Annotated in this window: 21 protein-coding genes; 11 read left to right on the top strand and 10 right to left on the bottom strand. The window is 55.9% G+C overall.

Features of this window, described 5'->3' with window-relative positions; translation table 11 throughout:
• Window positions 1-47 precede the first annotated feature (47 nt).
• A complete protein-coding gene (locus tag QPL96_RS10095) occupies window positions 48-1,040 on the top strand; it encodes a glycosyltransferase (RefSeq protein WP_303287256.1) in 993 nt (330 codons plus the stop codon).
• Window positions 1,041-1,047: 7 nt separating this feature from the next.
• On the opposite strand, the gene QPL96_RS10090 is transcribed toward QPL96_RS10095, so the two are convergent.
• Complete coding sequence (locus QPL96_RS10090) at window positions 1,048-1,851, bottom strand: glycosyltransferase family 2 protein (protein ID WP_303287255.1); 804 nt, start codon at window positions 1,849-1,851, stop codon at window positions 1,048-1,050.
• A 132-nt stretch (window positions 1,852-1,983) separates the two neighbouring features.
• Here QPL96_RS10090 and QPL96_RS10085 point away from each other — a divergent pair, with 132 nt between their 5' ends.
• The 4 genes from QPL96_RS10085 to QPL96_RS10070 all read left to right on the top strand — a co-directional run bounded on the left by QPL96_RS10085 (window position 1,984) and on the right by QPL96_RS10070 (window position 7,762).
• Window positions 1,984-3,405, top strand: a complete 1,422-nt coding sequence (locus QPL96_RS10085; RefSeq protein WP_303287254.1) for a mannose-1-phosphate guanylyltransferase/mannose-6-phosphate isomerase — start codon at window positions 1,984-1,986, stop codon at window positions 3,403-3,405.
• A complete protein-coding gene (locus QPL96_RS10080; protein WP_303287253.1) occupies window positions 3,402-4,307 on the top strand; it encodes a lysophospholipid acyltransferase family protein in 906 nt (301 codons plus the stop codon). The genes QPL96_RS10085 and QPL96_RS10080 overlap by 4 nt, the downstream gene beginning before the upstream one ends.
• 24 nt (window positions 4,308-4,331) lie before the next feature.
• A complete protein-coding gene (locus QPL96_RS10075; protein WP_303287252.1) occupies window positions 4,332-6,347 on the top strand; it encodes an O-antigen ligase family protein in 2,016 nt (671 codons plus the stop codon).
• 77 nt (window positions 6,348-6,424) lie between these two features.
• A complete protein-coding gene (locus tag QPL96_RS10070) occupies window positions 6,425-7,762 on the top strand; it encodes an O-antigen ligase (RefSeq protein ID WP_303287251.1) in 1,338 nt (445 codons plus the stop codon).
• Here the strand turns inward: QPL96_RS10070 and QPL96_RS10065 are convergent.
• The 5 genes from QPL96_RS10065 to QPL96_RS10045 form a co-directional block, all read right to left on the bottom strand.
• Window positions 7,717-8,412: a glycosyltransferase family 32 protein gene (locus tag QPL96_RS10065; protein ID WP_303287250.1), complete on the bottom strand. Its 696-nt coding sequence runs from the start codon at window positions 8,410-8,412 to the stop codon at window positions 7,717-7,719. The two genes, QPL96_RS10070 and QPL96_RS10065, sit on opposite strands and share 46 nt — an antisense overlap.
• The gene (locus tag QPL96_RS10060; protein WP_303287249.1) at window positions 8,402-9,193 is read right to left on the bottom strand and encodes a glycosyltransferase family 25 protein; all 792 of its coding nucleotides are present in this window, start codon (window positions 9,191-9,193) and stop codon (window positions 8,402-8,404) included. Before QPL96_RS10060 ends, QPL96_RS10065 begins: the two co-directional genes overlap by 11 nt.
• Window positions 9,194-9,293: 100 nt before the next feature.
• On the bottom strand, window positions 9,294-10,367 hold the full coding sequence (locus QPL96_RS10055) for a CDP-glycerol glycerophosphotransferase family protein (RefSeq protein WP_303287248.1): 1,074 nt from the start codon (window positions 10,365-10,367) through the stop codon (window positions 9,294-9,296).
• A complete protein-coding gene (locus QPL96_RS10050) occupies window positions 10,368-11,486 on the bottom strand; it encodes a glycosyltransferase family 4 protein (protein WP_303287247.1) in 1,119 nt (372 codons plus the stop codon).
• Window positions 11,483-12,199, bottom strand: a complete 717-nt coding sequence (locus tag QPL96_RS10045) for a 3-deoxy-D-manno-octulosonic acid kinase (protein ID WP_303287246.1) — start codon at window positions 12,197-12,199, stop codon at window positions 11,483-11,485. Before QPL96_RS10045 ends, QPL96_RS10050 begins: the two co-directional genes overlap by 4 nt.
• A 158-nt stretch (window positions 12,200-12,357) precedes the next feature.
• On the opposite strand from QPL96_RS10045, the gene QPL96_RS10040 reads away from it, so the two are divergent.
• Window positions 12,358-13,416, top strand: a complete 1,059-nt coding sequence (locus tag QPL96_RS10040) for a glycosyltransferase family 9 protein (protein ID WP_303287245.1) — start codon at window positions 12,358-12,360, stop codon at window positions 13,414-13,416.
• A gap of 35 nt (window positions 13,417-13,451) precedes the next feature.
• Here QPL96_RS10040 and QPL96_RS10035 read toward each other — a convergent pair whose 3' ends face one another.
• The 3 genes from QPL96_RS10035 to glnE form a co-directional block, all read right to left on the bottom strand.
• Window positions 13,452-13,859 carry a DUF6165 family protein gene (locus QPL96_RS10035; RefSeq protein WP_303287244.1) on the bottom strand — a complete coding sequence of 136 codons (408 nt, stop codon included), beginning with the start codon at window positions 13,857-13,859 and terminating at the stop codon, window positions 13,452-13,454.
• Window positions 13,860-13,947: 88 nt separating this feature from the next.
• On the bottom strand, window positions 13,948-14,874 hold the full coding sequence (locus tag QPL96_RS10030; protein ID WP_303287243.1) for a branched-chain amino acid transaminase: 927 nt from the start codon (window positions 14,872-14,874) through the stop codon (window positions 13,948-13,950).
• Between the two features lie 76 nt (window positions 14,875-14,950).
• Entirely contained in the window at window positions 14,951-17,857 is a 2,907-nt protein-coding gene (glnE, locus tag QPL96_RS10025; RefSeq protein WP_303287242.1) for a bifunctional [glutamate--ammonia ligase]-adenylyl-L-tyrosine phosphorylase/[glutamate--ammonia-ligase] adenylyltransferase, read from the bottom strand.
• An 80-nt stretch (window positions 17,858-17,937) separates the two neighbouring features.
• On the opposite strand from glnE, the gene QPL96_RS10020 reads away from it, so the two are divergent.
• The gene (locus QPL96_RS10020) at window positions 17,938-19,107 is read left to right on the top strand and encodes a potassium channel family protein (RefSeq protein WP_273157643.1); all 1,170 of its coding nucleotides are present in this window, start codon (window positions 17,938-17,940) and stop codon (window positions 19,105-19,107) included.
• Window positions 19,108-19,128: 21 nt separating this feature from the next.
• Here QPL96_RS10020 and QPL96_RS10015 read toward each other — a convergent pair whose 3' ends face one another.
• Complete coding sequence (locus tag QPL96_RS10015; protein WP_303287241.1) at window positions 19,129-19,995, bottom strand: CYTH domain-containing protein; 867 nt, start codon at window positions 19,993-19,995, stop codon at window positions 19,129-19,131.
• A 222-nt stretch (window positions 19,996-20,217) separates the two neighbouring features.
• Here QPL96_RS10015 and QPL96_RS10010 point away from each other — a divergent pair, with 222 nt between their 5' ends.
• From QPL96_RS10010 to QPL96_RS09995, 4 genes are all read left to right on the top strand, one after another.
• Window positions 20,218-21,126, top strand: a complete 909-nt coding sequence (locus QPL96_RS10010; protein WP_273157639.1) for a cation diffusion facilitator family transporter — start codon at window positions 20,218-20,220, stop codon at window positions 21,124-21,126.
• A gap of 148 nt (window positions 21,127-21,274) precedes the next feature.
• A complete protein-coding gene (locus QPL96_RS10005; protein WP_303287240.1) occupies window positions 21,275-22,543 on the top strand; it encodes a TolC family protein in 1,269 nt (422 codons plus the stop codon).
• Between the two features lie 55 nt (window positions 22,544-22,598).
• On the top strand, window positions 22,599-23,798 hold the full coding sequence (locus QPL96_RS10000; RefSeq protein ID WP_303287239.1) for an efflux RND transporter periplasmic adaptor subunit: 1,200 nt from the start codon (window positions 22,599-22,601) through the stop codon (window positions 23,796-23,798).
• 12 nt (window positions 23,799-23,810) lie between these two features.
• Entirely contained in the window at window positions 23,811-26,915 is a 3,105-nt protein-coding gene (locus tag QPL96_RS09995) for an efflux RND transporter permease subunit (protein WP_303287238.1), read from the top strand.
• Window positions 26,916-26,927 lie beyond the last annotated feature (12 nt).

Genomic DNA, 26,927 nt, shown 5'->3' with positions numbered 1-26,927 from the left:
TAACCATCGCATTTCTCCTCGCAACGCCCGGCACAACCTGGGGCGGTATGGAGCAACATACGGCCGATCTGGCGGGAGCCCTGGCCAACCGCGGCCACAGGGTTCATGTGCTTGGCCACCGGGTTTACCGTGAGAAATTTCCGGCCAACATCGGATTTCATCCGCTACCCGTCCATCTGGGACGCCGTAACCTGTGGTTGCAACTGGCCCTTCGCCAATGCCTGCGCCGGCTGTCGCCGGATATTCTTCACGCCCAAGGCAACAAGGCCGCGCAACTTGCCGGCAAAACCAAAAAACTGGCACGCGTGCGGGTGGGCACGGTTCATGGCACCAAATCCAGCCACAAGGCCTTTGATCGCCTTGACCGGGTTATTGCGGTCAGCCCACAGATTTTCAAAGCTCTACGGCACCTCCACAAGCACCTGATCTACAACGGTGTCGACATCACCAGGCAACTGAAGAATCCGGACGGCGGACCGGCTCTGCCAAAAGGTAACCTGATCAACGTCATTGCCGCCGGGCGACTGGAGCCCGTAAAGGGCTTTGATGTCCTCATCCGGGCCTGGTCGAGGCTAGGCCAGTCTGCGGAGGACTGCCAACTGACCATTTTTGGTGAGGGCAGCGAGCGAAAGCGGCTTGAAGGCCTTATCCGTCAATCAGGCCAGGAAGAACAGATCGCCCTGGCGGGGTTCCGCCAAAATCTGGCGCCGGTTTACAGGCAGGCACAACTGGCGGTAATCAGCTCGGAACGGGAGGGCTTTCCCTATGTGCTGGTTGAGTCTCTGCTGCATGGCTGTCCGGTTGTGTCAACGCCGGTATCCGGGCCCCGGGATATTCTTCCGGCCACGGCTCTCAGCGCGGGGCACAGCGATCAGGACCTCGCAGACCTGCTGTCCAGATCGTTAGCCGACCTGGATGCCCTGAACCAGGCTGAACAACCGGCAATGGCATTTGCCCGGGAAACGCTGACGCTGGAGGCCATGGTGACTCAGACCGAAATCCTGTACCTCTCGGCAACGGCCAGGCATTCCGCAAGCTGAGAAAAAATCAGGGCTGCTTCTGCGTACCAGTTTTCTCCAGGGCCGCCAGCATCTGCAATTCCCTGGCCTTGGCCAGCCGCATGAAGTTCCGGTTGGCGGCCGTGATTGCCACGCCAAGGCCAAACCAGCCGTTCAGTATTTGCCGGTGTATCAGGTAATATTTCAGAAACTTCAAAGGGAACTCCGCAAAAAGCCGGGGGCTCGAAATCTTCCTTCCCTTTTCCGCCAGAAAGCGGGCCTGCTCTGTCGACAACTGACAGTACTTGCGCTCCATCTGCTCCAGCGAAATCAGGGTACGATGCAGGACATCGCCTTTCAGATCCAGTACACGACCATGTTTTACCCGTGGCCGGTCATTATTGCTGTCCTTTTCCGCCTCGATAACGGCCTTGTTGCGGTTGTAGAGCCTCAGGATCTTTTTTGATTTATCGTGCCGGAATGGATGCCTGGGGTCCGGCTGGGAGAGTACCCAGCGCATTCTGAAGCCCGCGATGTCGGCATCCACAGGCTTTGAAAACAGGCCCTTGATGTTGCTCACCAACTCGTCGGAAAGCACTTCATCCGCATCCAGGTCCAGCACCCAGTCATTCCGGCACAAACTGGCGGCAAAGGCCTTCTGGCAGGCAAATCCCTGCCAGTCATTGTGAACAAACCGGGCGCCGGCGGCTTCTGCAATTTCACGGGTTCGGTCAGTACTCCCGGAATCGACTACGATGATCTCGTCCACCCAGCCGGAAACCTTTGCAAGCGACTCCGGCAGTCGCAGCTCTTCATCCTGGGTGATGTAATAAACGGACACGGGCAGCTTCATCACAATTCCTGGTGGCTTGGTAATCAGTTTACGGTTTGGTCAGAACAATATCATGGTTGCCTTATGATAAGATGACGCGCCTGATTTTGATGTTTTTCTCGGCATTCTCCAACTCAAGCCCGGAGTGTACAGATGATTCACCCCGTCATTATGGCTGGCGGCACCGGCTCACGGCTCTGGCCGATGTCCCGGCAGCTGAACCCGAAACAGTTCCTGAAACTGACCAACGGCCCCCTGTCGATGCTGCAGGCCACCGTTGCGCGGCTTGAGGGCATGGACGCAGCAAATCCGCTTCTGATCTGCAACGAAGAGCACCGGTTTCTGGCGGCAGAACAGATGCGCCAATCCGGCCACGAGGATACCCGCATTATTCTTGAACCCTGCGGACGCAATACCGCCCCGGCTATTGCACTGGCCGCCCTCCAGTTGTCTGAATCCGTGGAAAACGGCACCGATGATCCGCTAATGCTGGTACTGGCCGCTGATCATCTGATCAGGGACGTCACGGCCTTTCAGGAGGGCGTCAAAAAGGCCATTCCCCTTGCCCGGGAGGGTAAACTGGTTACCTTCGGTATTGTCCCCCACCACCCAGAAACCGGTTATGGCTACATACACCGGGGCACCGAACTGGGGCCAGACAGCTTCCTGGTGGACAGGTTTGTTGAAAAGCCGGACCAGGCAACCGCGAACCGTTACCTCAACTCCGGTGAATACCTCTGGAACAGCGGCATGTTCCTGTTCGGTGCCCGCCGGTATCTTGAAGAACTCGAAGCATACCGCCCTGATATCCTCACCGCCTGCCGTGCCGCCATTGCCGATACCGCCGATGATCTGCACTTTACCCGCATCAACGCCAAACGCTTCGCAGAATGCCCCTCGGATTCCGTTGACTACGCAGTCATGGAGAAGACCGACAAGGCCGCCGTGGTTTCCCTGGAGGCCGGTTGGAGCGATATCGGCTCCTGGTCCGCGCTCTGGGAAGTCAACGACAAGGACGCGAACGGCAACAGCCTGACCGGGGATGTGATTACCCACCAAACGTCCAACACCCTCGTGCGCGCAGATAGCCGCCTGGTGGCAACGGTTGGCGTGGACAATCTGGTAGTGATCGAAACCAAGGATGCCCTGCTGGTTGCCCATAAAGACAGCGTCCAGGACGTCAAAACTGTAGTGGAACGAATCAAAACCGATGGCCGCCATGAACACATGAACCATCGGGAAGTTTACCGGCCATGGGGGGTTTATGACTCCATCGATAACGGTGCCCGTTACCAGGTGAAGCGCATCACGGTAAAACCCGGTGCCAAACTGTCTGTGCAGATGCATCATCATCGTGCGGAACACTGGATCGTGGTCAGTGGAACCGCACGGGTCACCAACGGCGAAAAAACCTATCTGGTGACCGAGAACCAGTCCACCTACATTCCGGTGGGCCAGGTGCATTCGCTGGAGAATCCGGGCGTGATCGATCTGGAGCTTATTGAAGTTCAATCAGGCTCATACCTGGGCGAGGACGACATTGTCCGATATGAGGACCGGTACGGCCGAAAATGAGCAGGCTCAAGTATGTCGTTATTGCCGGGCTGCTCAGGATTGCCGGCTGGCTTTCTCTTGCCGGCGCCCAGCGGGTGGGCCGTTTCGTTGGTTATCTGGTCTGGCGGCTACCCACACAGTCCCGCCAGGTGACCGACACCAACCTGTCTATCTGCCTGCCCGAGCTTTCAGGCCCGGAGCGCGCCGCGATGTCAAAGGCGTCCCTGGCCCAGACCGGCATGACCATGCTGGAGGTCCCCCTTATGTGGGAATGGCCGGTGGAGAAGTGCCTTGGTCTGGTTAAGGAGACCGAAGGCCTGGAATTAATCGACGAGGCCATGACGGGTGACAAAGGCCTGATCCTGCTTGCCCCGCATCTGGGTAACTGGGAACTGGCAGGCCTTTTCTTTTCATCACGTTATAAAATGGCGGCCCTTTACAGCCCCCCGAACATGCCGGAGTTCGAAGACTATATGATCAAGGTCCGCGGGCGGCTTGGCTCGGAACTGGTCCGGGGCGACCGGCGCGGCCTGGCCCGGCTCGCCTCCATTCTCCGGGAAGGAGGTGTTGCCGGCATCCTGCCGGATCAGTCACCCCGGGGTAAAGGTAATGCCTTTGCGCCCTTCTTTGGCATGGAAGTCAAAACCATGACACTGGTTTCAAAGCTGATCCAGCGTACAGGGGCCAATGTCCTGATCACCTATGCTGAACGTCTACCCGGTGCCCAGGGCTTTCGCATCGTGGTCCGGGAAACCGGGCCTGGCCTCGGTGACAGCGATCCGGTTGTCGCCACGACCGCCATGAATCACGCCATTGAACAGTGCGTCCGGGAAATTCCTGAGCAGTATCAATGGGAGTACAAGCGGATGCGTCATCGGCCGCCGGGGGCGATCAACCCCTATAACCCCGACAGAGTCTGCTAGCAGATGAGGACGGACAAAAATTCCATGGCCCAACCAATTCGCCTGCTCCCCACTGCCCTGATCATGGCCGGGCTCGGAGGCGCGCTTCTCTCTTCCAGCATTCTGGCCGCCGCAACTCTGCTTGCGGCAATTGCAGGGCTGGTTTTCATCAAGAACAAGACCTTGCAGAAAACCGGCTGGGACACACCTAAAGAGCTTCGATTATTGCATTTCGCTTTTTGGTTCTTTGTGCTCGTGAGCGCCTTTTCATGGGTTATGGAAGGCTTTGATTACGAAGGCGGAAAAACTCTTGGCACTCACGCACGGCTTATCCTGTTCTGGCCTCTGGTGGTTGCCCTCACCGTTGCAGGATTCCGGGCTCGCCACCTGTTCCTGACCACGGCCCTCGTTGCATTGTCCACCCTGGCGGCCTTGCTGATAGCGCTTGCCACTGACTATCAGAACACCGGAGAGCTACTCAATACCCGTTTTGGTGCTGGCATAAATCCAATCAGCTTCGGCAACCTTGCCTTGCTTGGAGGCGCCCTTGCGCTGGTAGGCGGCTCCTATTTTGCGAGAACTGGCAGAGCAGCAACGGCATTTGCTGTCTTTGGGCTCGGCACAGCAGCAATCACTATTGCCATGCTGTCGGGTACCAGAAGCAACCTCATTGCACTCCCGGTTCTCCTGGCTCTCCTGCTCCCCCTGGTCGGTCGAAAGCTGCGCGCTGCAGGTATTGTGATTGTCGCACTTGTCTCGCTGGGTTTCCTGTTGAGCAATGACCGTATGCATCGGTCCATTGAAAGCGCCATTGGGGACGCGCCCCTCGACTCGGGTATCGAGATACGCCTTGAGCTCTGGCAACTGGCTGCCGATATGTTTATGGAACACCCCTGGACCGGAGTTGGCCTTGGCGGCTACAGCTCCTACATTGAAGCTCTGGCGGAGTCGCACCCCGAACATGCTTACCTGAAGGATTGCTGCACCGGCCACGCCCATAACGACCTGCTCAATAACGCTGCAACCAGCGGCATTCCGGGCGCCCTGAGCTGGGCGTTCCTGATATTCATACCTCTGGTGATTTTCGCCAGGAACCTTTTCAACAGCCATCGCCCGAGTGCTCACATTGCAGTGGCAGGCACCATGGTCAGTGCCGGCTATCTGCTATTCGGGATCACTGAGGCCACATTTAACCGGAGTCTCTTTCTTACGTTCTACTTGCTGGCAATTGCGAGCCTGGCTTCAGCGTTGTTCACGGAACTCCATGCTTCCTGTTTTCGCCAGCGTAAGGTGAAAGTCTCCGCCACGATTATTGCCAAAAACGAGGAAGACCACATTGCAGATTGCCTCAAGTCCGCGCGACTCGTAGCCGATGAAATCATCGTTCTTGATAGCGGCAGCAGTGACCGGACGGCAGATATTGCCAGAGAATATGCCGATGTGGTCGAAGTAACAGACTGGCCGGGATTTGGAATCCAGAAGCAGAGGGCCCTGGAGAAAGCCTCTGGCGACTGGGTGCTTTCCCTGGATGCCGATGAGCGCATTACACCGGAGCTGGCAAGGGAAATCAATCACCACCTCGCAGACCCGGATGCCGACGCCTACAAGCTGCCATGGGCTGTCACCATCTACGGAAAACGGCTGGACTTCGGTCGTAGCGGGCGAGCCCCTCTCAGACTGTTCCGCAGAGAGGGCGTCAGCTTTTCCGATGCACTGGTGCACGAACGGATTCTCATCCCCGAGGGCCGCAAAACCAGAACGCTTCGTGGTCGCCTGACCCATTACACCCATCGGGATTTCGGACACTCCCTTGAAAAGAGTGCCAAATACGCATGGCTGGGGGCGATGGAGAAGCATCGGAGGGGCAAGAAAACCCGGACAATGATCTACCCGACGCTACGAGGGCTGATGACTTTTGTGCAGGTTTATTTTATCCGGTTCGGTTTTCTGGACGGCGCTGTGGGCTATCTTACCGCTATGACATACGCTCAGGTTACCTTTAATAAGTATGCGGGGCTGTGGACGCTCGGCAGATCTCAATCCGATACCTTCCATGAGTAACATCACATTTTATCTCAGGCACCATCTTGTTGTTTTGATATTAACGACTCCTCTTGAATTACATCTGGGATGCTTCGTTGAAAACTAATATCGAGTCTGTTTTAAAGGGACGAACTTTCTCGCTGGTGATGTTCACCTGTGTAGTCGGATTTGTTTTATTCAAACGTTTCTATCGGGATTTGGGCGATGTTTTTATCTTCCTGGTGGTGCTCGGAACCATTGCATCTGTATGCTACAATTTTCGACTTATAAAAAAAGACCCTATATTCATTGCATTTTTTCTATCGCTAATCGTCCCTGTAATAAGCTGGATCAACAGCAAGGTTCAAATACCTGAACTTGCCAAAGACTCTCCGTCCCCCTTCTTGTTTTATGACTTCTTTTTCTTCTGGTTTATCGCGTATTGGACTAATGGAAAGAACGAACGAATCGCTGCCATCCTTCTTGCCTATTGCCTGAGTGTCCTGGGAATCTACATTACTCATTCGCCTGATTTTATAGGGGAAATTGTACGCGGCCTTCGCGGTTCGCGTATTGATTTTGATGTTGTGAATGCCCAGTACACGTCACTTTTCGCGGGTTTTGGATTGATTTCGGCCGCGTTTCTTTTTGTTATTAAGCTCAACCTTTCTCTCAGGCTTGAAGTTCTTAAAAAGCTCGGCGCAGCGACGCTTCTGGCATTTTTTATACTTATTATTCTGATAACTCAGTCAAGGCAGGTGTGGCTTGCCTTGGTTGCATGCATTTTATTTGCCCCATTGGCACACAAATTAATATCTAACTCACGAGTATCAACACGCGCCACTGTCCTAACCTATTCTGCGTTTGCACTAATTATCGCCGCAGCCTCAAGTATCGATATTGTTGAGCAGCGGATAACAACGGAAAAATCCACCATAATAAAAATTGTAAACCTTGATCTGGAGTCTGTTCCCGACTCCGGCAGCATTGGTTTGCGAATTCACCTCTGGCTGGAGGCATGGGAGTGGATCAAGAAGCGCCCCATTCTGGGAAGCGGGGAAGATGCCAGGGAGTTAGTCATAACCGAATCCGAAAAGCTGCCGAAGCTCGTTCGGGATAACTTTACTCATTTGCACAACTCACATTTAGAAACCCTCGTTAGCTTTGGGCTCCTGGGGGCCGCTATCATTTATTTTCTGATCGTCTGGCCTCCCGTTTATACCACTATGGCATCTCCTCACTCAGTTCAAAAAACCTGGAAAGCATTTTCACTCATTGTCGTTATTTTCTGGCTGACCGTGAATTTCTTCGAGTCCTACTTCTACTCAGCAGACGGCATATTCATCTTTTCGGTTTTCTATGGGGTCGTGTACAGCTTCAAGTTTCCGACACCCGTAGCGAAGGGGAATCAGCCTCGGGAAAACCCTCGGAAAAAATATTTCTGCCAAACGTAAAGTTTTCCCCACACACCAAGGTGCTTGGCTTTAACAAAGACCATTCCTGGAGAATCTTTCCAACTGTGCTGGAACCAGTGAACGAGATAGCTTTCGTCCGGGCACTCAAAGTGTATTGGTTCTTGTTGGTAAGGAAAAAAGTATTCTGCAGGCAGCAGCTTGCAACTCTCAACGTCGAGAAGCTTCCTATCCTTTATCAGGTGTGTTGCGATTTGCGGCCCGATATAGAGAGGTGACCTCCATATTTCGTCTTCATAGAACCGGATTAACTCAGCCAGGATTCTTGAGTCAGGCTCTGCATAGATTGCTGCCGTACCTAAATAGCCCACTGTTTCGTACCCAATAACAAACTTTGTGCCGGAAAACAGTGGAAAAGGATCCTTTCGGATCGTTACATCTGTATCGAGATAAAGCCCTCCCTCTTCCTGAAGGATTTTCAAACGAAGGTAATCCGAAACGAAGGCGTAGAGTCCTCGCTCGTAACATTCCTTGGCGAACGAACAAGAGTCAATCCAATTCTGAACCCGATCATTCGAGTCGTTCCACAAGCAGTAATCGAACCCCATTTTCTTCCAGTCATCCAGGCACGCGTGCGACAAAGGTGGCATTTTATCGCCCAGCCAAATAGCATGAATCAAGTTAGGCATCATTAGCCCCTCTCCTTGATCTGTACTTGCTGCCCAAGCAAAGATTATAGAAAAAGCGTCGCACCCTTTCACTCAACATAAACAGTTCTCTATTCAGCCGCATAAACAAAGGTCGGTGACCGGTTTTTTGCTCATACCCAATAATGGACTCAAAACCGAAGTCATGAGATACAAAGCCTGGACTGATCCCCAAACACACCACATCGTTCAGCCAATATCGGTCCATGTAGATGTCCACGGGTAGAAAGATAGGATCTGCGGAAACAAGGAATTTCCGGGCGGCAGCCGGCGTCAGATAATATCCCATGGTGCTCATGGGCCCCTTGGTATATCTCAGGATTTTGAACGGGCCGACCTCGGCCAGTTTATATTTTTTATGGTTTCGAGTTTTATTGTCGAAAAGCCTCAGGCACTCGAAATAGGGTGGCAAGGCAGGAAGAGCCTGTAGAAACGACCGGAAGCCCGCGTTGTCAAACACAACGTCATCTTCAAGGACCACATACTTCTTTTGATCTTCGAGGCAGCTTTTCCAGATATTGTAATGGCTCGCAAAGCATCCAAGCTGCCCCGGCGTCATCGGCTGCCCTTTGGCTCGCAGTCGTTTCGACTCATCGTACATCCTCAACGACGGGTCATTGTCTTTCCGTCCGTCAACACCCCAGAAGAACTCAAAGCCGATCCCTGCTTCATCCAGGGACCTTTTTATTCTGGCCTGCCTATCTGAGGACTGAGATAAAGTTAACACCACCACTTTTACATCAGGATTTGCTAAAAAACTGGCCATTCAAAATCCGTATCCGAATTATTTTTGAGGTCGACATCGGCTTCGCCGTCGACTGGAACTTACCAAAGCATCGCAGCCAGAGCTCAATGCATACAGAAACCTAACGATGCGGAGCTGAGGACCGAAGCTCGCGACGCAATCGTCGCCTAACCTTGAACTTTCTCAGCAGATTCAGCGGTTTTTTTCGTAACCCTCCCTGTTTAACGGTCACGAAGTCGTTCACTGCATTCAGTACTCGCTCGCTGGAGCAGCCGTCCCGAAAGCTGTGAAGATCCGAGCAAAGAGCCCGAGTTGCATCAATCAGATCCATAGGATACTGCAATGCCTTCTCAAGAGCGGGCTCTACCTCCTCCACTTTGTCTACATCAATCAGATAGGGGCCTGGCATTTTTGTCCTGTAGGTGACCACTGGCCGGTCGAGAAACATAAACTCAAACATGATTGAAGAGGTATCACACAGCATGACGTCCGCTTCAGGCAGTATCGGGAGCAAGTCTTCATCACTCTCCACAAAACGCAGGTTTTCACCGGCCAGATTCCGGTACTGTTCCACCACCCCGGAATCCATCTTGGGATGAAGGGTAACGATGAACTTCCAACGACCACTTCTGGATAGTTCACTGATTTTTTCCACCAGTTGCGGCGCAGAGGTAACTGATCGACTGAATGTTGATGCATAGAACACTACTGGAAGCTCTCCTTCTCCGAGCTCCCTTGGACCGCGCACTGGCTGGGATAATAACGGATCCAGCTTGGGCCAGCCGGTATGGGCCACTGCGAAATGACGATGCATCCTTGCGAGTTTCTGAAACTTTGCGGTGTCGCGTTCAGCATGGGTACAGTACAGATCGAACCAGCCCCGGATCCGGTAATGATCACTGTCATCTTCGCTGCTGTGGCCACGCTTGTTTCGTGCCATGCCATGAAACACTTCAACTTTGATACCCGGAAAGAAATAAGGCACCCAGTCACCGGGCACAAAGGTGGCATCAGCCTTGTAGTCCATCACCTCTTTAACGGTCGCGAGGCGACGTTCATCGGGAAGAAGGGGCGCTGTGGAGCAGCCCGCGACAAACCACGCTGCTTCATCGCCCCGCCGACGGATCTCATCCTGAAGCGGGCGAAGGATTGAATAGGAATAGGGTTGATTGACAAAAAAAAGATACCGGCGCATTCAGCCCCTGCCCGTCAGTGTTTTGTAGAGCTCACCCGTCTCTCTGACGGTTTGTGAGGTGTGAAAATTCCGGCCGATCCTTTCCCTCGCGGCTTGCCCAAGCCTCGACGCCAGCTCCCTGTCACGATACAGCCGTTCAATGGCGGCCGACAATTCTCCGGAATTGCTGGGGCCAACCACCAGGCCACTGAGCCCGTCTTCAACCAGTTCCGGCATGCCACCGACATTGGTCACGACAGGCGCCACCCCATAGGCCATAGCTTCGATAACGGCCCTGGGCAGTCCCTCCCGCTCTTTTGATGGCAGGACAAACACATTGCTGGCAGCGGCAATGGCAGGCGCATCATTTCGGAACCCGGTAAAGTGGATGCGCTCCGGATGAGAAGAGCCGGCTGCCAGGGCCTGAAGCTCATCATTGTTGATCACATCCCCGACCAGCAGCAGGTGGGCATCGACATCGGCCGGAAGCTCACCCATGGCATTGATCAGGACATCAAACCCCTTTCTGGGGCTGTTCCGCCCGGTACAACAAATCACGAAGGCGTCTTCCGGGACACCAAACTGTGTCAGGTCTGCCGGTGTAGCCTGATACCACCCCAGGTCATGGCCTTTATAGATTCGCTGGAGCTTTCTGTCCGGAATGCGCATCCAGAGAAAACGCAGACTCGCCAGATAATCCCTGATCGCATCGGCAACGCAGACGATCTTGCTGACCCGCGGATGCAAAAAGGTAATCCATGACTCCGGGTTAAGGAAACTGATGTTTCCGATTACCCCACGGTAGGCCACCACCTTGATGTCCGTTCCCCGGGAAGCACGAAGCCCGCAGGCCAGCGCCCTCGGGTTGTAGGCATGAATCACCTCATAATTCTTTTTGGAAAGCTGATCACGGATGGCTGATACGCCGCCCTTGTCAAACCGGCTTTTCAAAGCCATGGGCTGGGCAACCACCCCTTCGTCCAGCAGGCGTTGATAATTCCGGCCCTTGGGGTTGCACATGACGTCGACATCAAAGCCGACCTTCTTCAGACCGATAAAAAGCTCGGACTCCGGACGATCACACGCATCCGTCAGACAAAGGACCGACGGTAATGATTCGCCTTGCTGTGGATTGGTCAAGTGGCCATTCCCCTGTTGTATCCGTTCAAAAATGAAACCCAGACCTGCTCACGGACCTGCGCACCGGCGACCTTTACCAGTGATCGGGAAAATCGTTCAAGGCTGGCCTTTTTCCAGCGGGCCGGGGTACCGTCCTTCATCAGCCGGCCTTTGTCGAAATCGATAAGAAAATACTCTCCGCTCCGGACAAGCACATTGAAACAGTTGAGATCCGCATGCATGACGCCGGCATCGTGAAACCGGCGAATGGTTGTCCCAAGCGATTCCCAGGCCTGACTGTCCAGCCTCAAAATCAGCTCTGCCAGAGGCACGGTATCCTCAAGCTGCTCGATCATGATGGCAGCCCGGTATTGTACCGGTGAGAGCTTCCGGTACCAGGCCGCGACAGGGCGAGGCACCGGAAGCCCGAGTGTCATCAGCATGTTCAGCAAACGGAACTCGGCAAAAGAACGTACTTCCGATTCACCCATGTAAGCGTAGGTATGTTGCGCCACCCTGGCCATCAATCCGCCACGGCGATACTCCCTGAGAACCAGCCTGTCATCTCCGGCCCTCACAAACCAGGCGCCGCCCCGGCCACCACTGCTCACCGGCCGGGCCTTATCGCCCCAATAGTCGGCATTGAACCAGTCAGCAGTAACCCTGCCCCGATAATCGGGATGAACCAGCATTGCAGAGCCTTCTTCCCGACTACAGATTTCAGACTCCACCATGCTGGCACCCGGTCACCGAAATAAAACAAGAGGACAAGTCATACCCGCACGCGCTGGGACGGATAAGCGCGAGTAAGATAGAATGGCCGCCAGTTTACCAATGATTGCCGGCAAAGCTCCACAGCACCGGGCGCCAACCTGAAATGGTTCAAGATTTGATGAAATCCATCTGCATTCTTCGCCTCTCCGCCATCGGCGACGTAACCCACGTGATACCGGTGGTTCTGAGCCTTCAGGAACAGGTTCCCGGAGCGAAGATCACCTGGGTGATTGGCAAGATCGAAGCCAATCTGGTGAGAGACCTGCCAGGTGTCGAATTCATCATTTTCGACAAAAAGGCCGGTCGCAGGGGCTACTCCGACCTTCGCAAGAAGATGCAGGGTCGAAAATTTGATGCGCTGCTTCACATGCAGGTGGCTTTTCGCGCCAATCTGGCGGCTGCGTGCATTCCGGCAAGCGTTAAGGTCGGTTATGACAAGGCCCGAAGCAAGGATTTACATAGTTTGTTCATCAATCGTCGGATCAAACCTGCCCCGCAACAGCATGTCCGTGACTGCCTTGCCAGCTTTCTTGAACCACTTGGACTGTCGCCTGCGCCGCCGCGTTGGCAGATTCCGTTAAGCGAGGAGGACCATCACTTCGCCCGGGCTCAGTTGGCGACAGAACAAAGGAATCTTGTCATCAGCCCCTGTGCCAGCCACCCGCTGCGCAACTGGCCGGCTGAGCGTTACGCACAGCTCGCCGATCATGCCATCAGGGAACACGGAATGAAGGTTATTCTGGTGGGCAGCCCCGCCCCATTCGAGGCAGAGTATTGCGCTGCCATCGAAGCCGCAATGACGGGAAAAGCCCACAACATCTGCGGCAAGGACACTCTGAAGCAACTGGCCGCCCTGATAAGTCGCGCCGATCTGGTGGTGGCACCCGATACCGGGCCGGCGCATATTGCCAGCGCCGTTGGCACCGATGTGCTTGGGCTGTTTGCCGCGAGCAACCCTTACCGCTCCGGGCCCTACAATTCGCTGGAGTGGTGTGTGAATCGCTACCCGGAAGCACTGGAGAAGTTTACCGGAAAAACGGTCGAGCAGGCGCGCTGGGGGGCCAAGGCAGAGTTTGAAGGGGCTATGGAATTGATTACCGTCGAGGATACAATCGCCGTACTGAACCGGTGGATCGAGGCCCAGCGGGTGGCGGAAACTGAACACGGGGTCAGATGAAAGCGTTCATCTGACCCCAGACTTCAATCTGGCGGTTACCTGCGGGCGGTGTAGTCCTGGTAGGACTTTTCTTCCACGAAGCGGGAGCCCAGAGCCAGGTTCACGTCTTTCTTGATGGCAGCGCGCCTGTCGTTGGTCACATAAACTGCACGCGCCAGCTCAATAAACCGGGGCCCGAAATCCTGGGCCGCTTCCTGATCACGGATATCGTCTTCAATCACCCACAGCTCTTCGTTTACCACTTTCAGCTGCTTGCGAAGATCGGCGATTTCCGCAGCCTTGTCCTTGACGGCCTCATCCCAGGTGGCACTCAGCTCATCCAGCTCAAGCCGAACATTCTTGAGCTTTGCCTCATCCCTGATGCGCTCGGATTTGATCTCGAGAATGGTAATTTTGTCCAGCACTTCACCGAAAGATACCGGTACCGTGATTACGTCTGCCATGTGCTCGTCCCGCCGATCAATAGGATTGGTTAAACAACAAAGCCGCCGGGCTGAAGCAGTCAACGGCGGCTTGAGAATTTTTCTGGTATCAGCCTTTAACGTGAGTCAGCCAACCACTGTGCTTGGCCAGTTTGCCCTTCACCGCATCAAAGTACATGCCCTGGAGCTTCTCGGTCACCGGGCCACGCTTGCCGGCGCCGATCACCCGGCCATCCAGCTCGCGGATTGGAAGCACCTCAGCCGCAGTACCCGTAAAGAAGGCTTCATCAGCAATATAAACCTCATCGCGGGTAATCCTGCGCTCCTTGACCGGAATGTTCAGTTCCCGGGCAAAATCCAGAATCGTGGCGCGGGTGATCCCCTCCAGACAAGACGTCAGCTCCGGCGTATGCAGCACGCCATCGCGCAGGATGAAGATATTCTCACCGGAGCCTTCGGCAACATAACCTTCGTTATCCAGCAGTAGGGCCTCTTCGGCACCGCCGGAGATGGCTTCGTTCAAGGCCAGCATCGAGTTGATGTAGTTGCCGTTGGCCTTGGCCTTGCACATGGTGATGTTGACGTGGTGGCGGGTGTAGGAGGAAGTGCGCACTTTGATCCCCATTTCCTTCGCTTCCGGCGACATGTAGGAGGGCCAGCTCCAGGCCGCAACCATCACGTGTACCTTCAGGTTGTCGGCTCTCAGACCCATCCCCTCAGAGCCCAGGAACACCATGGGGCGCAGGTAGGCTTCGTCCAGGTTGTTTTCGCGGACCGCCGCGCACTGGGCTTCATTCAGCTCATCCCTGCTGAACGGCATTTTCATGTTCAGGATGTGGGCTGAACGAAACAGTCGATCAGTATGCTCTTTCAGGCGGAAGATAGCCGGGCCATTCGCGGTGTTGTAGGCCCGCACACCCTCAAAACAGCCCAGGCCGTAGTGCAGGGTGTGAGTCAGGACGTGGGTCTTGGCTTCCCGCCAGGGAACCATTTCACCGTCCAGCCAGATAACACCATCGCGATCAGCCATCGACATTCTTCATTGCTCCTAAAAACGCGTTTTTCGGGGAACCGGCATTCTAGCAGGAAAATCTGCCGGAATTGAATTTGCCTCAGGCATCAATCATGACTTTTTTCCACATGGCGCGGATGTACTCACGCTCCTCTGTAAAGGCATCCCCCTCGACCTGACTGTTGAGATTCTGAAGCGCCCGCCGGTGGATGGTGGAGCGAAGGGCAATGAAGGATTCCCGGAGTTTTTCGGCATCTTCCACAGCCATCACCCCGGCCCTGCCCAGCTCTTCCATCTGGCGGATGTTGTCGGACCACTGTGTCAGCTCCGGATGGTCGGCACTCCAGGCCAGCATCAGGTATTGCACCATGAATTCGATATCGATGATGCCACCGGCATCATGTTTGATATGGAACACCTCGGCCCGCCGGCTTTCCGGCGTGCCCAGGCTGGCCCGCATTTTCTCCCGCATCTCGACCACATCAGTACGAAGCCTGTCCCGGTCCCTGGGCTGGCACAGGATGTCATGGCGTATGGATTCAAAGGCTTCAAGGGTTTGCTCGCATCCGGCGACACCCCGGGCACGGGCCAGGGCCTGATGCTCCCAGGTCCAGGCATCCTCGCGCTGGTATTTTTCAAAAGCCTGCAAAGTGCTCACCAGCAGGCCGGAGTTACCAGACGGGCGCAAGCGCATATCCACTTCGTAGAGCTGGCCGGACGGCGTCTGGGTATTGAGGATATGAACAATCCGCTGCCCCAGCCGGGTATAGAACACTGCATTGTCGATGGGCTTTTCACCGTCGGTGGCCAGTTCCGGATCAGCCTTATGCACGAACACCAGGTCGAGATCGGAGGTATAGCCAAGTTCGATCCCGCCCAGCTTGCCATAGCCGATGATGGCAAAATCCGTCTCACAGGCCGAGCCATCTGCCCTGCGCGGGTAGCCGTGGCGGCTGACCAGATTGGCGAAGGCCACATCCACCACGTGGTCCAGGACCACCTCGGCGATCCAGGTCAGGTAGTCACTGACCTTCATCAGCGGCAAAGTGCCTTTCAGCTCGGACGCCGCTACCCGCAATATGTGGGCTTTCTTGAAATGGCGCAGGGATTCCATCTGCTCTTCAAGATCCTCAAAGGGAATCCGTAGCATCTGTTGGCGCAGATCATCCTGCAACTCGGCCTTGGCCGGCGGATGGTAGAGACTCTCGGCGTTCAGGAGCTCATCCAGCAGCAGTGGCGTTTCCGCCAGCTGGCGGGCGATCCAGGGGCTTTCACTGCACAGGCCAACCAGCTGTGTGCGTGCGCCCGGGTTTTCCAGAAGCAACACCATGTAAGCGGTTCGCCGCAGAATGGCCTCCACCAGTTGCAACACCCGGGACAGGGTCTCCGAGGGGTTCTCAACCCGGGTGAGCGCCTCCAGAAGAACGGGCATGAACTGATTAAGCCGCTTCCGGCCCTGGGTCTGAAGGGTCTGCACGGTCCGGTTGTCACGCAGTTCCGCCAACTCCGCAACGGTTCTCTCCGGGTTCTCATAACCCCGGGACTTCAGCCACCCGATGGCGGTGTTTTCATCCATTTCCGCCAGCCAGAGCTCGAACCAGCCTTCATCCAGCGATGCCGGGCCTTCCTCTTCGCCTTCTTCAGTGGCAATGATATTTGAGAAGTGGGTGGCAACGCGTGCCCGATGCTCCCGGAGCGTTTCCTCACAGGCCTGCCAGCTTTCAAAACCCATGATGGTGGCCACACGGGCCCGGGACAAATCGTCCTCCGGCAGAAGCTGGGTCTGCTTGTCCTCCACGCCCTGGAGCGCATGCTCCAGATTACGCAGGAACACGTAGGCGTCACGGAGCTCCCGTACCACCGGCGATGGCAATAACTCCAGGGCCTCAAGCTCCTGCAGAATCACCAGCAACTTCCGCTGCTGGAGCTCCCGGTCACGACCACCACGAATCAGCTGGAACGCCTGGACCACAAACTCGATCTCACGGATACCGCCGCTGCCGAGCTTGATATTGTTTTCCAGCCCCTTGCGGCGTACCTCCCGGCCGATCATGGCTTTCATACTGCGAAGCGATTCAAAGGCACTGAAATCGATGTACTTGCGGTAGACAAAGGGGCGCAGGCTTTCCATCAGCACCTGCCCCGCCCTCTGATCGCCGGCCACCACCCGGGCCTTGACCATGGCGTAACGCTCCCAGTCGCGGCCCTGGTCCTGATAGTAGGTTTCCAGGGCAGCAAAACTCAGAGCCAGGGCACCGCTCTGGCCATAGGGCCGCAGACGCATATCCACGCGGAACACGAACCCGTCTGCGGTTATCTGGTCAAGAGCCTGTATCAACCGCTGACCCAGGCGGACGAAAAACTGCTGATTATCGAGGGGGCGAGGCCCTCCATGGGTCTCACCCTTACCCGGAAAGGCAAAGATCAGGTCAATATCTGACGACACGTTCAGCTCACGCCCACCCAGCTTGCCCATCCCGAGAACAACCATTTTCTGGTCTGCCTCTTCGCCCGTCACCGGGTCCGCCCCCTTGGGCGTGCCATACTGCTCACAGGAATCCCGATAGAGCCAATCCAGCGCGCCGTCAATGCAGATGTCGGCGAAGGCGCTGGTGGCCGCCATGGTCTCTGCCAGGTCGGCCCAGCGCATCAGGTCCCGCCAGATCATGCGGAACTGGGACTCCCTGCGGAAGCGCCTGAGAGCCGAATGCAGCGCAGGCTCGCCGTCCACTTCGTTCAGATAGTCCTGCCATCGCTGCTTCAGGTACTCAGGGGTTGTCGGCTCCGTCAGCAGCCTCGATTCAAGCAGCGTCAGCACCTGCTCAGGATGCCGCTCAAGGGTCTCGCGCAGGAACAGACTTCGGGACAGCGCATCGGCCACCACAGCCTCGCTGATTTCGTCATCCGAAATCAGCCATCCCGGGACTCCGTCCGGAAACACCGAATGCCAGCACCTGGCGACATCGTCGGCCAGCGGTTCCGGAAGGCTGTGCCATGGCTCGGACATAATGCAAACCCCTGTCTCTCTGTTATATTTCCGGTACTGTATAACGAACCCGCCCGCAACTGAACAGGCCGCCGACACGGATGCTACGAAACCGCCGCCCCCTGAATCCGGAGCACCAGGAAACCCATCTGCCCATGGGTGGGATGATCCGACGCCGCATGAAGCGCCTGTTTGCCATACTCGCCGTGTTGCTCGCAGTCCAGATTCTGATCATCTGGGCGGTCGAGGACCTTTCCCTTTTCGAGGCCGCCTGGCTCACGATGACCACTCTGGTTACGGTGGGTTATGGCGACTATTCACCCCAGACCCTGACTGGGCGATTCAGCACCATCGTGCTGATGTTCATTTCAGCAATAACTTTGCTGACACTGATTGTCAGTGATTATATCGAGTACCGGTTTTATCGCCGGGAGCGCATTCTGGCAGGAAGATGGATCTATAAAATGAATGACCACATTGTAATTATCAACACCCCCCAGAACGGTGGGCAGCAGTACTTCATGCGGTTCGCCTCCCAGATCCGGGCAATACCGGGTTACGAAACCATTCCGATCATGATCCTGACCCAGCAGTTCCCCATGGGCCTGCCAACCGAGCTGTCTGACATTGGCGTTGTGCACTATCACGGTGCCGGTTTTGATCCGAAGGCACTCAAATCGGTTCGCGCTGGCAGCGCGAGACACATTATCGTGCTTTCCGCCGATGAAGCCGACCCCTACTCCGATAGCCTGACCTTCGACATCGCCCACCGGCTGGCAGAACAGAACCTGGGAAATCACACCATTGTTGAATGTGTAGACGACAGCAACCGGGGGCGCTTCAAGACACTGGGAATACGCGCCGTCATCCGGCCGGTGCGGACCTATCCTGAAATCATGGTGCGCTCACTGGTGGCTCCGGGATCGGAAAAGGTTCTGGAAGACCTGTTCAACTACGAACACGACCACCCCCACCGATACGATCTGAAACTGGACGACCTGAACTGGGCCGATATCGTCAGCGCCCTGATACGCCATGGCATCGGCACCGCCCTGGCCTTTATTGATGAGGACAACGAAGTGGTCTGCCAGCCGCCAACCGACCAGGTGATTGAAGGTAAGGGATTGATCGTGCTGGTCAACTCCAATGAAACGCCCGATGTAGCGCTGGTGGAAGAGGCCCTTGCGCGCTACCGCGAATTCATTAACAAGTGGCACGATCTGCAGGAACAGGCTGCGAAGAAAGAAAATTCAGAAGAACCGTGCCCTTGACAAGTAGTCGGCGGATTTTTGTCAAGGGCACTGGCCTGCGGCAATCGCCAACTGAAGCTGCCCCAGTTCCTTGCCTGAAACCAGATCACGGACCGCCGTGCCGTCGGCCAGCGCAGTCACCACCTGCTGGTACAGCTCCCCGACGCCGAGCTCACCGGCCAGCCGGCCAATCGCATCCAGACGCCCCCTGGCAAAGCACAGGCGCTCGCCGGTCAGCCATGAAACACTCAAAAGGAATAGAAAATCATTCACTGCCAGATCTGATATTTTCCCCGCGTCCGGAACCGGATGATAAAGCCCCGCCAGGTGGTATCCCTGCTCTGCCTTGCTGACCAGGTTCAGGAACACCGGCACTTCGTCCGCCAGCCTCCGCGCCCACGCAAGCAATGCCGACGAAGCCCCCGACTTGAGTTCAAATTCAATCTCATTAAGCGGAAGCGACTGACCTCCGGCGACAATCGCGCCGGAATCGATGGCCACCTCGATCACGCTGTCCTCCTGGTCAACCATAAGCACGCGGCGCTCAAAGTTGGTCTCGAACACCGGCTGCAGCCCGGCAAGGTTCACGCTCTGCCCCACCGGCGTATCCGCAATCAGGCCCGGTTTGAGTTTTGGGCCAACGAGCGGCCACTCCCATTCCTGGCGCCGGTGGGCACCATCTACGAACTCGCCCCGGGCTTTGAGAGTCTGGATGAACTGGTCACCGGCCTGACGAATCCGCAGGGCCACCTTCCGGCGATTGAGGTCTCCGGCAGGCGTGTCGAAGTAACGGTTAACCAGCGTCTTCACGGCGCCCGCCCTGACACCTTTCTGGGCCGAGAGCCACGCCCCGGCCTGATTCAGCGCGTCCGGGGCGAGGGTTAACTTGATTTCCAGTTCTTCCGCCATGCACTTTCCACCGGTATTGAGAGAAATAAATTGTCCGAGCCTTACCTGCCCCCTAAAAGTGACTTCCTGTTCAAGCTCGATTAAAGAAGCGAGCCTACAATATATAACGATATAGCGCATTGCAGACAAAACTAATCCGCTGATGAAATTAAGGAGGCGTGGCACACGCCCCGACCCACCCTCACCAGCAACAAGACCCATTACCAGAGAGGTTCTGATCACATGAGTCACGAACATGTTCATTTGGATCCCGAATCCAAGGACAAGCGAGTTGCTATCGCAATCTGGGCAAACGGCATCCTGACTCTGGCACAGATCGGGGGAGGCATCTTTGCCGGCAGCCTGGCGCTGATCGCCGACGCCTTGCATAACTTTTCGGATATGGTATCGCTCGTCATTGCCTTTGCCGCCCGGAAAATTGCCCGCCGTCCAGCGGATTCACAAATGACCTTTGGCTACGGGCGGGTTGAGATTGTCGCAGCCCTCATCAACTACACCTCACTGATTATTATCGGGCTCTACCTGGTCTATGAGGGCGGCATGCGGATCATCGATCCTCCGGAAATCAAGGGGTGGTGGGTCGTCTGGCTTGGCGGTATCGCCCTGGTGGTGGACACCTTGACGGCATTGCTGACCTACTCAATGCAGAAAGGCAGCGTCAACATCCGCGCCCTCTTTCTTCACAACCTTTCCGATGCACTTGCGTCGGTCGCCGTAGTCATTGGCGGGACTCTCATTCTGCTTTACGACATGCGGTGGGTGGATCCGGCCATCACCATTGGCATTGCCGGATACATTCTCTACCTTGGCCTGACGGAAATCGGCGGGACCATCAGAACACTCATGCTGGCCAGCCCGGAGGATATCGACACCGAAGCCGTCATCCAGGCCCTGTCGGATATTGACGGCGTTATCGGCCTTCATCATGTGCATTTCTGGCAGATGGGCGAGCACGAGGCGTCGCTGGAGGCCCATGTGGTCATTGAGGAAAACGCGTGGGGTCAGCTTGAGAACACCAAGTACAGGATAAAACAGGCTCTTGAGCAGAATTTCAACATACAGCATTCGACGCTGGAGTTCGAACACCCCGACTACCTTCACAGGAATGCCCGGACCTTTGGACACGAGTAACTCATAAGGCGCCTTGAATGTGGCTTCGCGTTCAAGCTCGTTTAAGGAGGGTGAACTATCCTGTTTCACCGTTAATGGAAATTATCCACCATCATCCACCAATGGGATAGCAGATATGGGAAACATGCCGAGACGGTTTGGTCGATTGATGACAGTATTTGTCGTGAGCACCTTTCCTGTCTGGACTTTCGCGGGCAACAGTGTGTCTCTGAGTGACTACCAGAAGGTGAAGGAGGAGCAAGCCCTTTCGCTGGGCGAGGCACTTGCCACGGCCTTTGAAAACAACCCCGTTCTGGCCTTGCAAAAATCGCGGGTTGCCGGGCAGCGTGGGCAGGTTGTGCACTCCGGGCGACTGACGCCGAGCAATCCGGTGATTTCGGTTCAGGGAGAAAAGTACCCCTCGCGAATTCCGGATAATATCAACTACCAAGTCCGGCTTAGCCAGGAAATCTGGATGGGCAACAGGAGGGACCTGGGAAGGGACCGGGCAACAAACGAGCTGACTGCCACAGAGCAGGATCTTGAGTTTTTACGAATCGCGACGGCGGCCCGCGTGCGTTCCGCGTTTTTCAACGTGGTTTTGGCCAAGGAAGAGCTGGCAACCGCAAAACGGGCGGTCGACCTCATGGAGCAGACCAGTGAAGTGATTGAGACCTCGTATCGCCGGGGCAAAATGACAAAAATGGATGTCAATACCGCTGTGATCGGGCTGGCAAGGGCAAAAAGCCAGCAAGCGGCTGCCGGCCGGAGGCTTGAGGACCGACGGCTGGAGCTGGCGAAAGTGCTTGGGGTGGATCCCGGCCTCCCGCTCGATGTCAGGGGTGACTTCAGCCCGACACTGACCGATCTCCCGGAAGACGACCGGTTGATTGAGGTGGCTCTGCAGCAGCGAGCAGACCTTCAGGCCGCTGCGAAGCGAATTGCCGCCAACGAGTCAGCACTGGACATCGCCGAAAGCCTGACAACCCCCAACCTGGAGGTTTTTGGTTTTTATCAGCGCGATCTGGGAGACAACGTGGTGGGTGGCGGAGTATCGATTCCGCTGGCTATCACGCACCGCTACAGCGGGGAGCGCATGGACGCCGCCGCCGGATTGCAAGCCGCGGAGATTGAAGCGGAAAGCCTGAGGCTGTCGATAAAGCGCAGCGTATTGTCGGCAATCGCTCAGTACAAGGCGGCGAGAACCCAGCTTAGGCAGATGAGCAAATCGATCCTGAGGCGCTCCGAAGAGACCTTGCAACTGATGCAGCAAGCGCTTGCCGCCGGCAAGGTTGGCGCAGCAAGCCTGTTGTCCGCGCAGGATAACCTCCTCGCGGTTCGCAACGAATACATCCAGGTTCAGAAAGATTACATCCGGGCAACGCAAGCTCTGGAGATCGGCACCGGCGGGGCTGTTTCCATGGGCGTATCACCTTAGCGGGCCATTGTCGTTTACCCATCTCAAGTTCCAACTTTTCCCAAGGGATAATCTTATGCTGCAGAAAAAAATCCTTACCTGTCTGACGGCCGTCCTGGTGGCCCTGGGTTTGCCGACAACAGGATATGCACAAGAAAGTAATCATCAAAATGAAAAGAGTGAGCAACACCAACCCGCGGGCGGAGACGAACATGCGGGTGAGGAAGCCCAGAACAAAAGGCGCATCCACCTGACCTCTGAACAGGCCGCACTGCTTGATATTGAAACCATGCCGGCGCCCTCCGGCCGCGCGGAGTCTTTGGTTTCCGCTCCGGTTGAAATTCAGTTTGTTCCCAGCCAGGTCGCAACCGTTGGCCCGTTACTGGAGTCCAAAGTGGCCGAAATCAAAGTCGATCTCGGCGATAAGGTCCGCAGCGGGGATGTGCTGGCAATCCTATCAAGTGTCGGGCTCGCAGATATTCGTTCCAGGCTCAAGTCACTGGAAGCCCGGAAAGTGACGGCCGAAGCCGAATTCAAACGGGAAAAAGAACTTGAGGAACAAGGAATCTCCAGTGAAGAGGACTACCTCTCGGCCAGGGCGTCGTACCTGACGACCATCGCGGAACTTGAAGCAACCCGGGAAAAACTGAAAATCTTCGGAGACAGTGCCGCGAGCAATGGCGGGCTTGCCGGCTACGCGCTCAGGTCTCCGATATCCGGCGTCGTTGAAAAGCTGGATGTCAGCATCGGCCAGACACTGACACCAACCGATACGCCGTTCATGGTAGTAAATACCTCCTCTGTCTGGGCAATGATCAAAGTCAGCGAGACCGACATTGGCCAGGTGAGCCCTGGAGACGAAGTACGGGTTACGACCAGAGGCAAGTCGGAATCCTATCACCCCGGAAAAGTGACATGGATTTCACGCGTTCTGGATCGTGAGTCTCGTACCATAGCCGTCCGCGCCGAAATCGAAGCCCCGGACTCCAGGTTACGGCCCTACAGCTTTGCAACGGCCGAAATCATGACGCAACCGGAAAGCAAGGTCCCGCTGGTTCCCGGGGATGCCGTGCAGACCATTGGCCAGCAGGACGTTGTCTTTGTGCCGGGAAAAGAGCGGGGAGAGTATGAAGCCGTGCCGGTCACACTTGGCGATGAGGCCAATGGCTGGATAGAAATCCGCTCGGGAATTGAACCGGATACAACGATTGTATCCTCGGGTGCGTTCGATCTCATGTCCGCGATAACATCCAGCGGTCGCAGCGCAAGCCACTAAGCCGGAGAACCTATGATCAACGCTATTGTTAACTACGCACTGAGTAACCGGCTGATGACAATCGTGGCTGCTTTGGCAGTTATCGTGGCCGGCTATTTTTCATTCCACAAACTGCCGGTGGATGCGTTTCCGGATGCCACTCCAACCATGGTGCAGGTCTTCACAGCCAGCCCGGGGCTGTCTCCGGTTGATGTCGAAACACTGATTTCATATCCGATTGAAATCAGCATGTATGGCATTCCCAAACTGGAAAAGGTGCAGAGTACCTCTATTTTCGGCTTGTCCCGGGTGACCATCTATTTTAAGGATGGAACCGACATCTATTTTGCCCGCCGACTCATTATGGAACGCCTGGCGGAAGCAAAAAGACAGATCCCCGAAGGGATGGGCGAGCCTGAGTTGGGGCCTATCACCACCGGGCTTGGCCGAATCCTGATGTACTCGCTTGCTGAAGAAGAAGGCGGGAACTTCAGTCTGCAGGAGATGCGCACGATTCAGGACTGGCTTATCAAGCCCCAGTTACGGACGGTACCGGGTGTCACTGACGTACTGTCGATTGGCGGCGACGTCAAGCAGTATCAGGTCAATATCAATGCCAGGGCCCTGCAGGCACGGAACCTGACCGTCGCGGATGTGCGTCGGGCGCTGGCGGGCAACAACCGGAACGTCGGCGCCTCATTCATAACCCGGGGCGGCGAAGAATATATCGTTCGTGGCTACGGGTGGATCAATCCCGGAAAGGAAAATCTCGACGACATCCGGAATATTATCGTATCAAGGCCTGATGACACGCCCGTGTATATAAAGGATGTTGCCTCAGTCGCCCTGGGGCCCGCCATTCGCCGGGGCGCTCAGGTTTCCGGCGGCAAGGAGTCGGTTGGCGGCTATGTCATGAAGCTGATTGGCACCAACACGAGCAAGGTGCTGGAAGACGTCGACACGAAGATCGCCGAACTGAACGAGTCATTGCCCGAGGGCCTGTCCATAAAGCCTTATTACTCGCAGGCAACACTGGTCGAAAAAGCGATTGGTACCGTCGAAAAGGCACTGCTTGAAGGGGCGATTTTTGTTCTGGCATTTCTCTATCTGTTCCTTGGCAACATCCGCTCCACGCTGATTGTTGTACTGACGCTTCCGCTCTCGGTACTGATCGCATTTATAGCAATGGGTTTTACCGGCTTGTCGGCAAACCTGATGAGCCTGGGGGGGCTCGCGATCGGCATTGGCATGATGGTCGATGGCGCCGTGGTAATGATCGAGAATATATTCCGGCACCTTGAGGAGCGATCAACCGAACAGATCAGCATCGCACGCCTTGTCGGTGAAGCTGCACGGGAGGTCGCGCGGCCTATCGTTTTTGCCATTGGTATCATCATCATTGTCTTCCTGCCCCTGTTCACCCTGCAGGGTGTGGAAGGGAAGCTGTTTTCCCCGATGGCCTATACAATCAGTTTTGCCCTGATCGGCGCCCTGATCCTGGCGCTTACACTGGTGCCCGCGCTGGCGTCACTTGCGTTCAAAATGGGTGTCGTACACAAGGAACCACGTCTGGTTCTGGCCCTGGGCCGGCTCTATGAACCGGTGGTCAACACCGTGGTAAAGGCCCCCAAGCTGGTGATGGGCATTGCCGTTCTTGCTTTCGCGGGGAGCCTGCTCCTCTTTCCGTTCCTGGGTAGCGAGTTTGTACCAACCCTTCGCGAAGGCACGTTTCAGTTACGCTCCACCCTAACGCCAGGTGCCAGCCTGGACTCAGCCATCAATTACGGGAAACGCATTCAGGAAGTGCTCGAGGATTTCCCAGAGGTAACACAGAGCTACGCACGCGTGGGTCGGGCGGAAGTTGGTGGCGACCCGGAGCCGGTGAATGTTGTGTCAACCGTCATAACCCTTAAGCCCCTTGACCAATGGCCGGACGGCTTGAGCTACGAGGAGTTACAAAGCCGAATAGCGGAAGCGTTAAATGAGAAAATACCGGGTCTCGCGAATAACATGTCGCAGCCCATTCAGCTCCGGACAGACGAGCTTTTGTCCGGTGTTCAGGCGCAATTGGTCGCAAGTATTTTTGGCGACGACCTCAAGGAACTCACCCGAATCGGCAAGGAAGTCGAGGCCCTGGCCAAGGACGTGCGTGGCGCAACCGATGTCCGGTCTCAGCAGATGGCGGGAAAAAAGCAGATCGTAATCCGCCCGGATCGCAATGCCCTGGCGCAATACGGCATCAGCATTGATCATGTGATGGAAACCGTCGAACTGGGTATCGGGGGCGGAACCGCCGGGCTGGTGTTTGACGGGGTTCGCCGGTTCGAGATCTATGCCCGCCTTCAGGAACGCTTCCGGGGTTCCCTTGATAAGATTCGCGAGCTTCCTCTGCGCGGAGCCAGCGGAGAAATGATTCCGCTGAAGCGTGTTGCCGAGGTGACCACCTACGCGGGGCCGAAGAAAATCTCGCGATCAAACGCCAGCCGCCGGCTTTATGTTCAGATGAATGTGCGTGGCCGTGATATGGGCGGGGTTGTTGAAGAATTGCGGGCCCGGATCAAACAGCAGGTACAAATGCCCCCGGGCTATTTCGTGGAGTTCGGCGGTCAGTTCGAAAACCAGCAGCGGGCGATGGCGCGCCTCCAGGTTGTTGTACCCATCACCCTGGCGCTGATATTCCTGCTGTTGTACTCGGCCTTCGGCAGCCTGCGCTATGCCACGCTTATTTTTCTCAATGTACCGTTCGCCGTCACTGGCGGAATCGTTGCCCTGTTTGTGACCGGACTGTACTTGTCGGTGCCGGCGGCGGTCGGCTTCATCGCCGTATTCGGCGTCGCCGTACTGAACGGCGTGGTCATGGTGAGTTACATCAACCAGTTGAGAGACCAGGGCCACGAAGTCATGGAGGCCGTGAAGCTGGGCGCCAAGCGCCGCCTGCGCCCCGTCCTGATGACGGCCTCCGTCGCGATTCTCGGCCTGGTGCCGCTTCTTCTGGCGGACGGAATAGGCTCAAATGTCCAGCGTCCTCTTGCAACGGTCGTGGTCGGAGGGCTGATTACCTCGACATTGCTGACGCTTGTCGTGTTGCCAAGCATCTACCAATGGTTTGCAATGAAACGGAAGGAAGTCGATCTTTAACGGCAAGGGGAT

This window comes from Marinobacter sp. SS8-8 (genome assembly GCF_030540945.1).
Classification (GTDB): Bacteria; Pseudomonadota; Gammaproteobacteria; order Pseudomonadales; family Oleiphilaceae; genus Marinobacter.
This window is presented reverse-complemented; position numbering and strand designations above follow the sequence as displayed.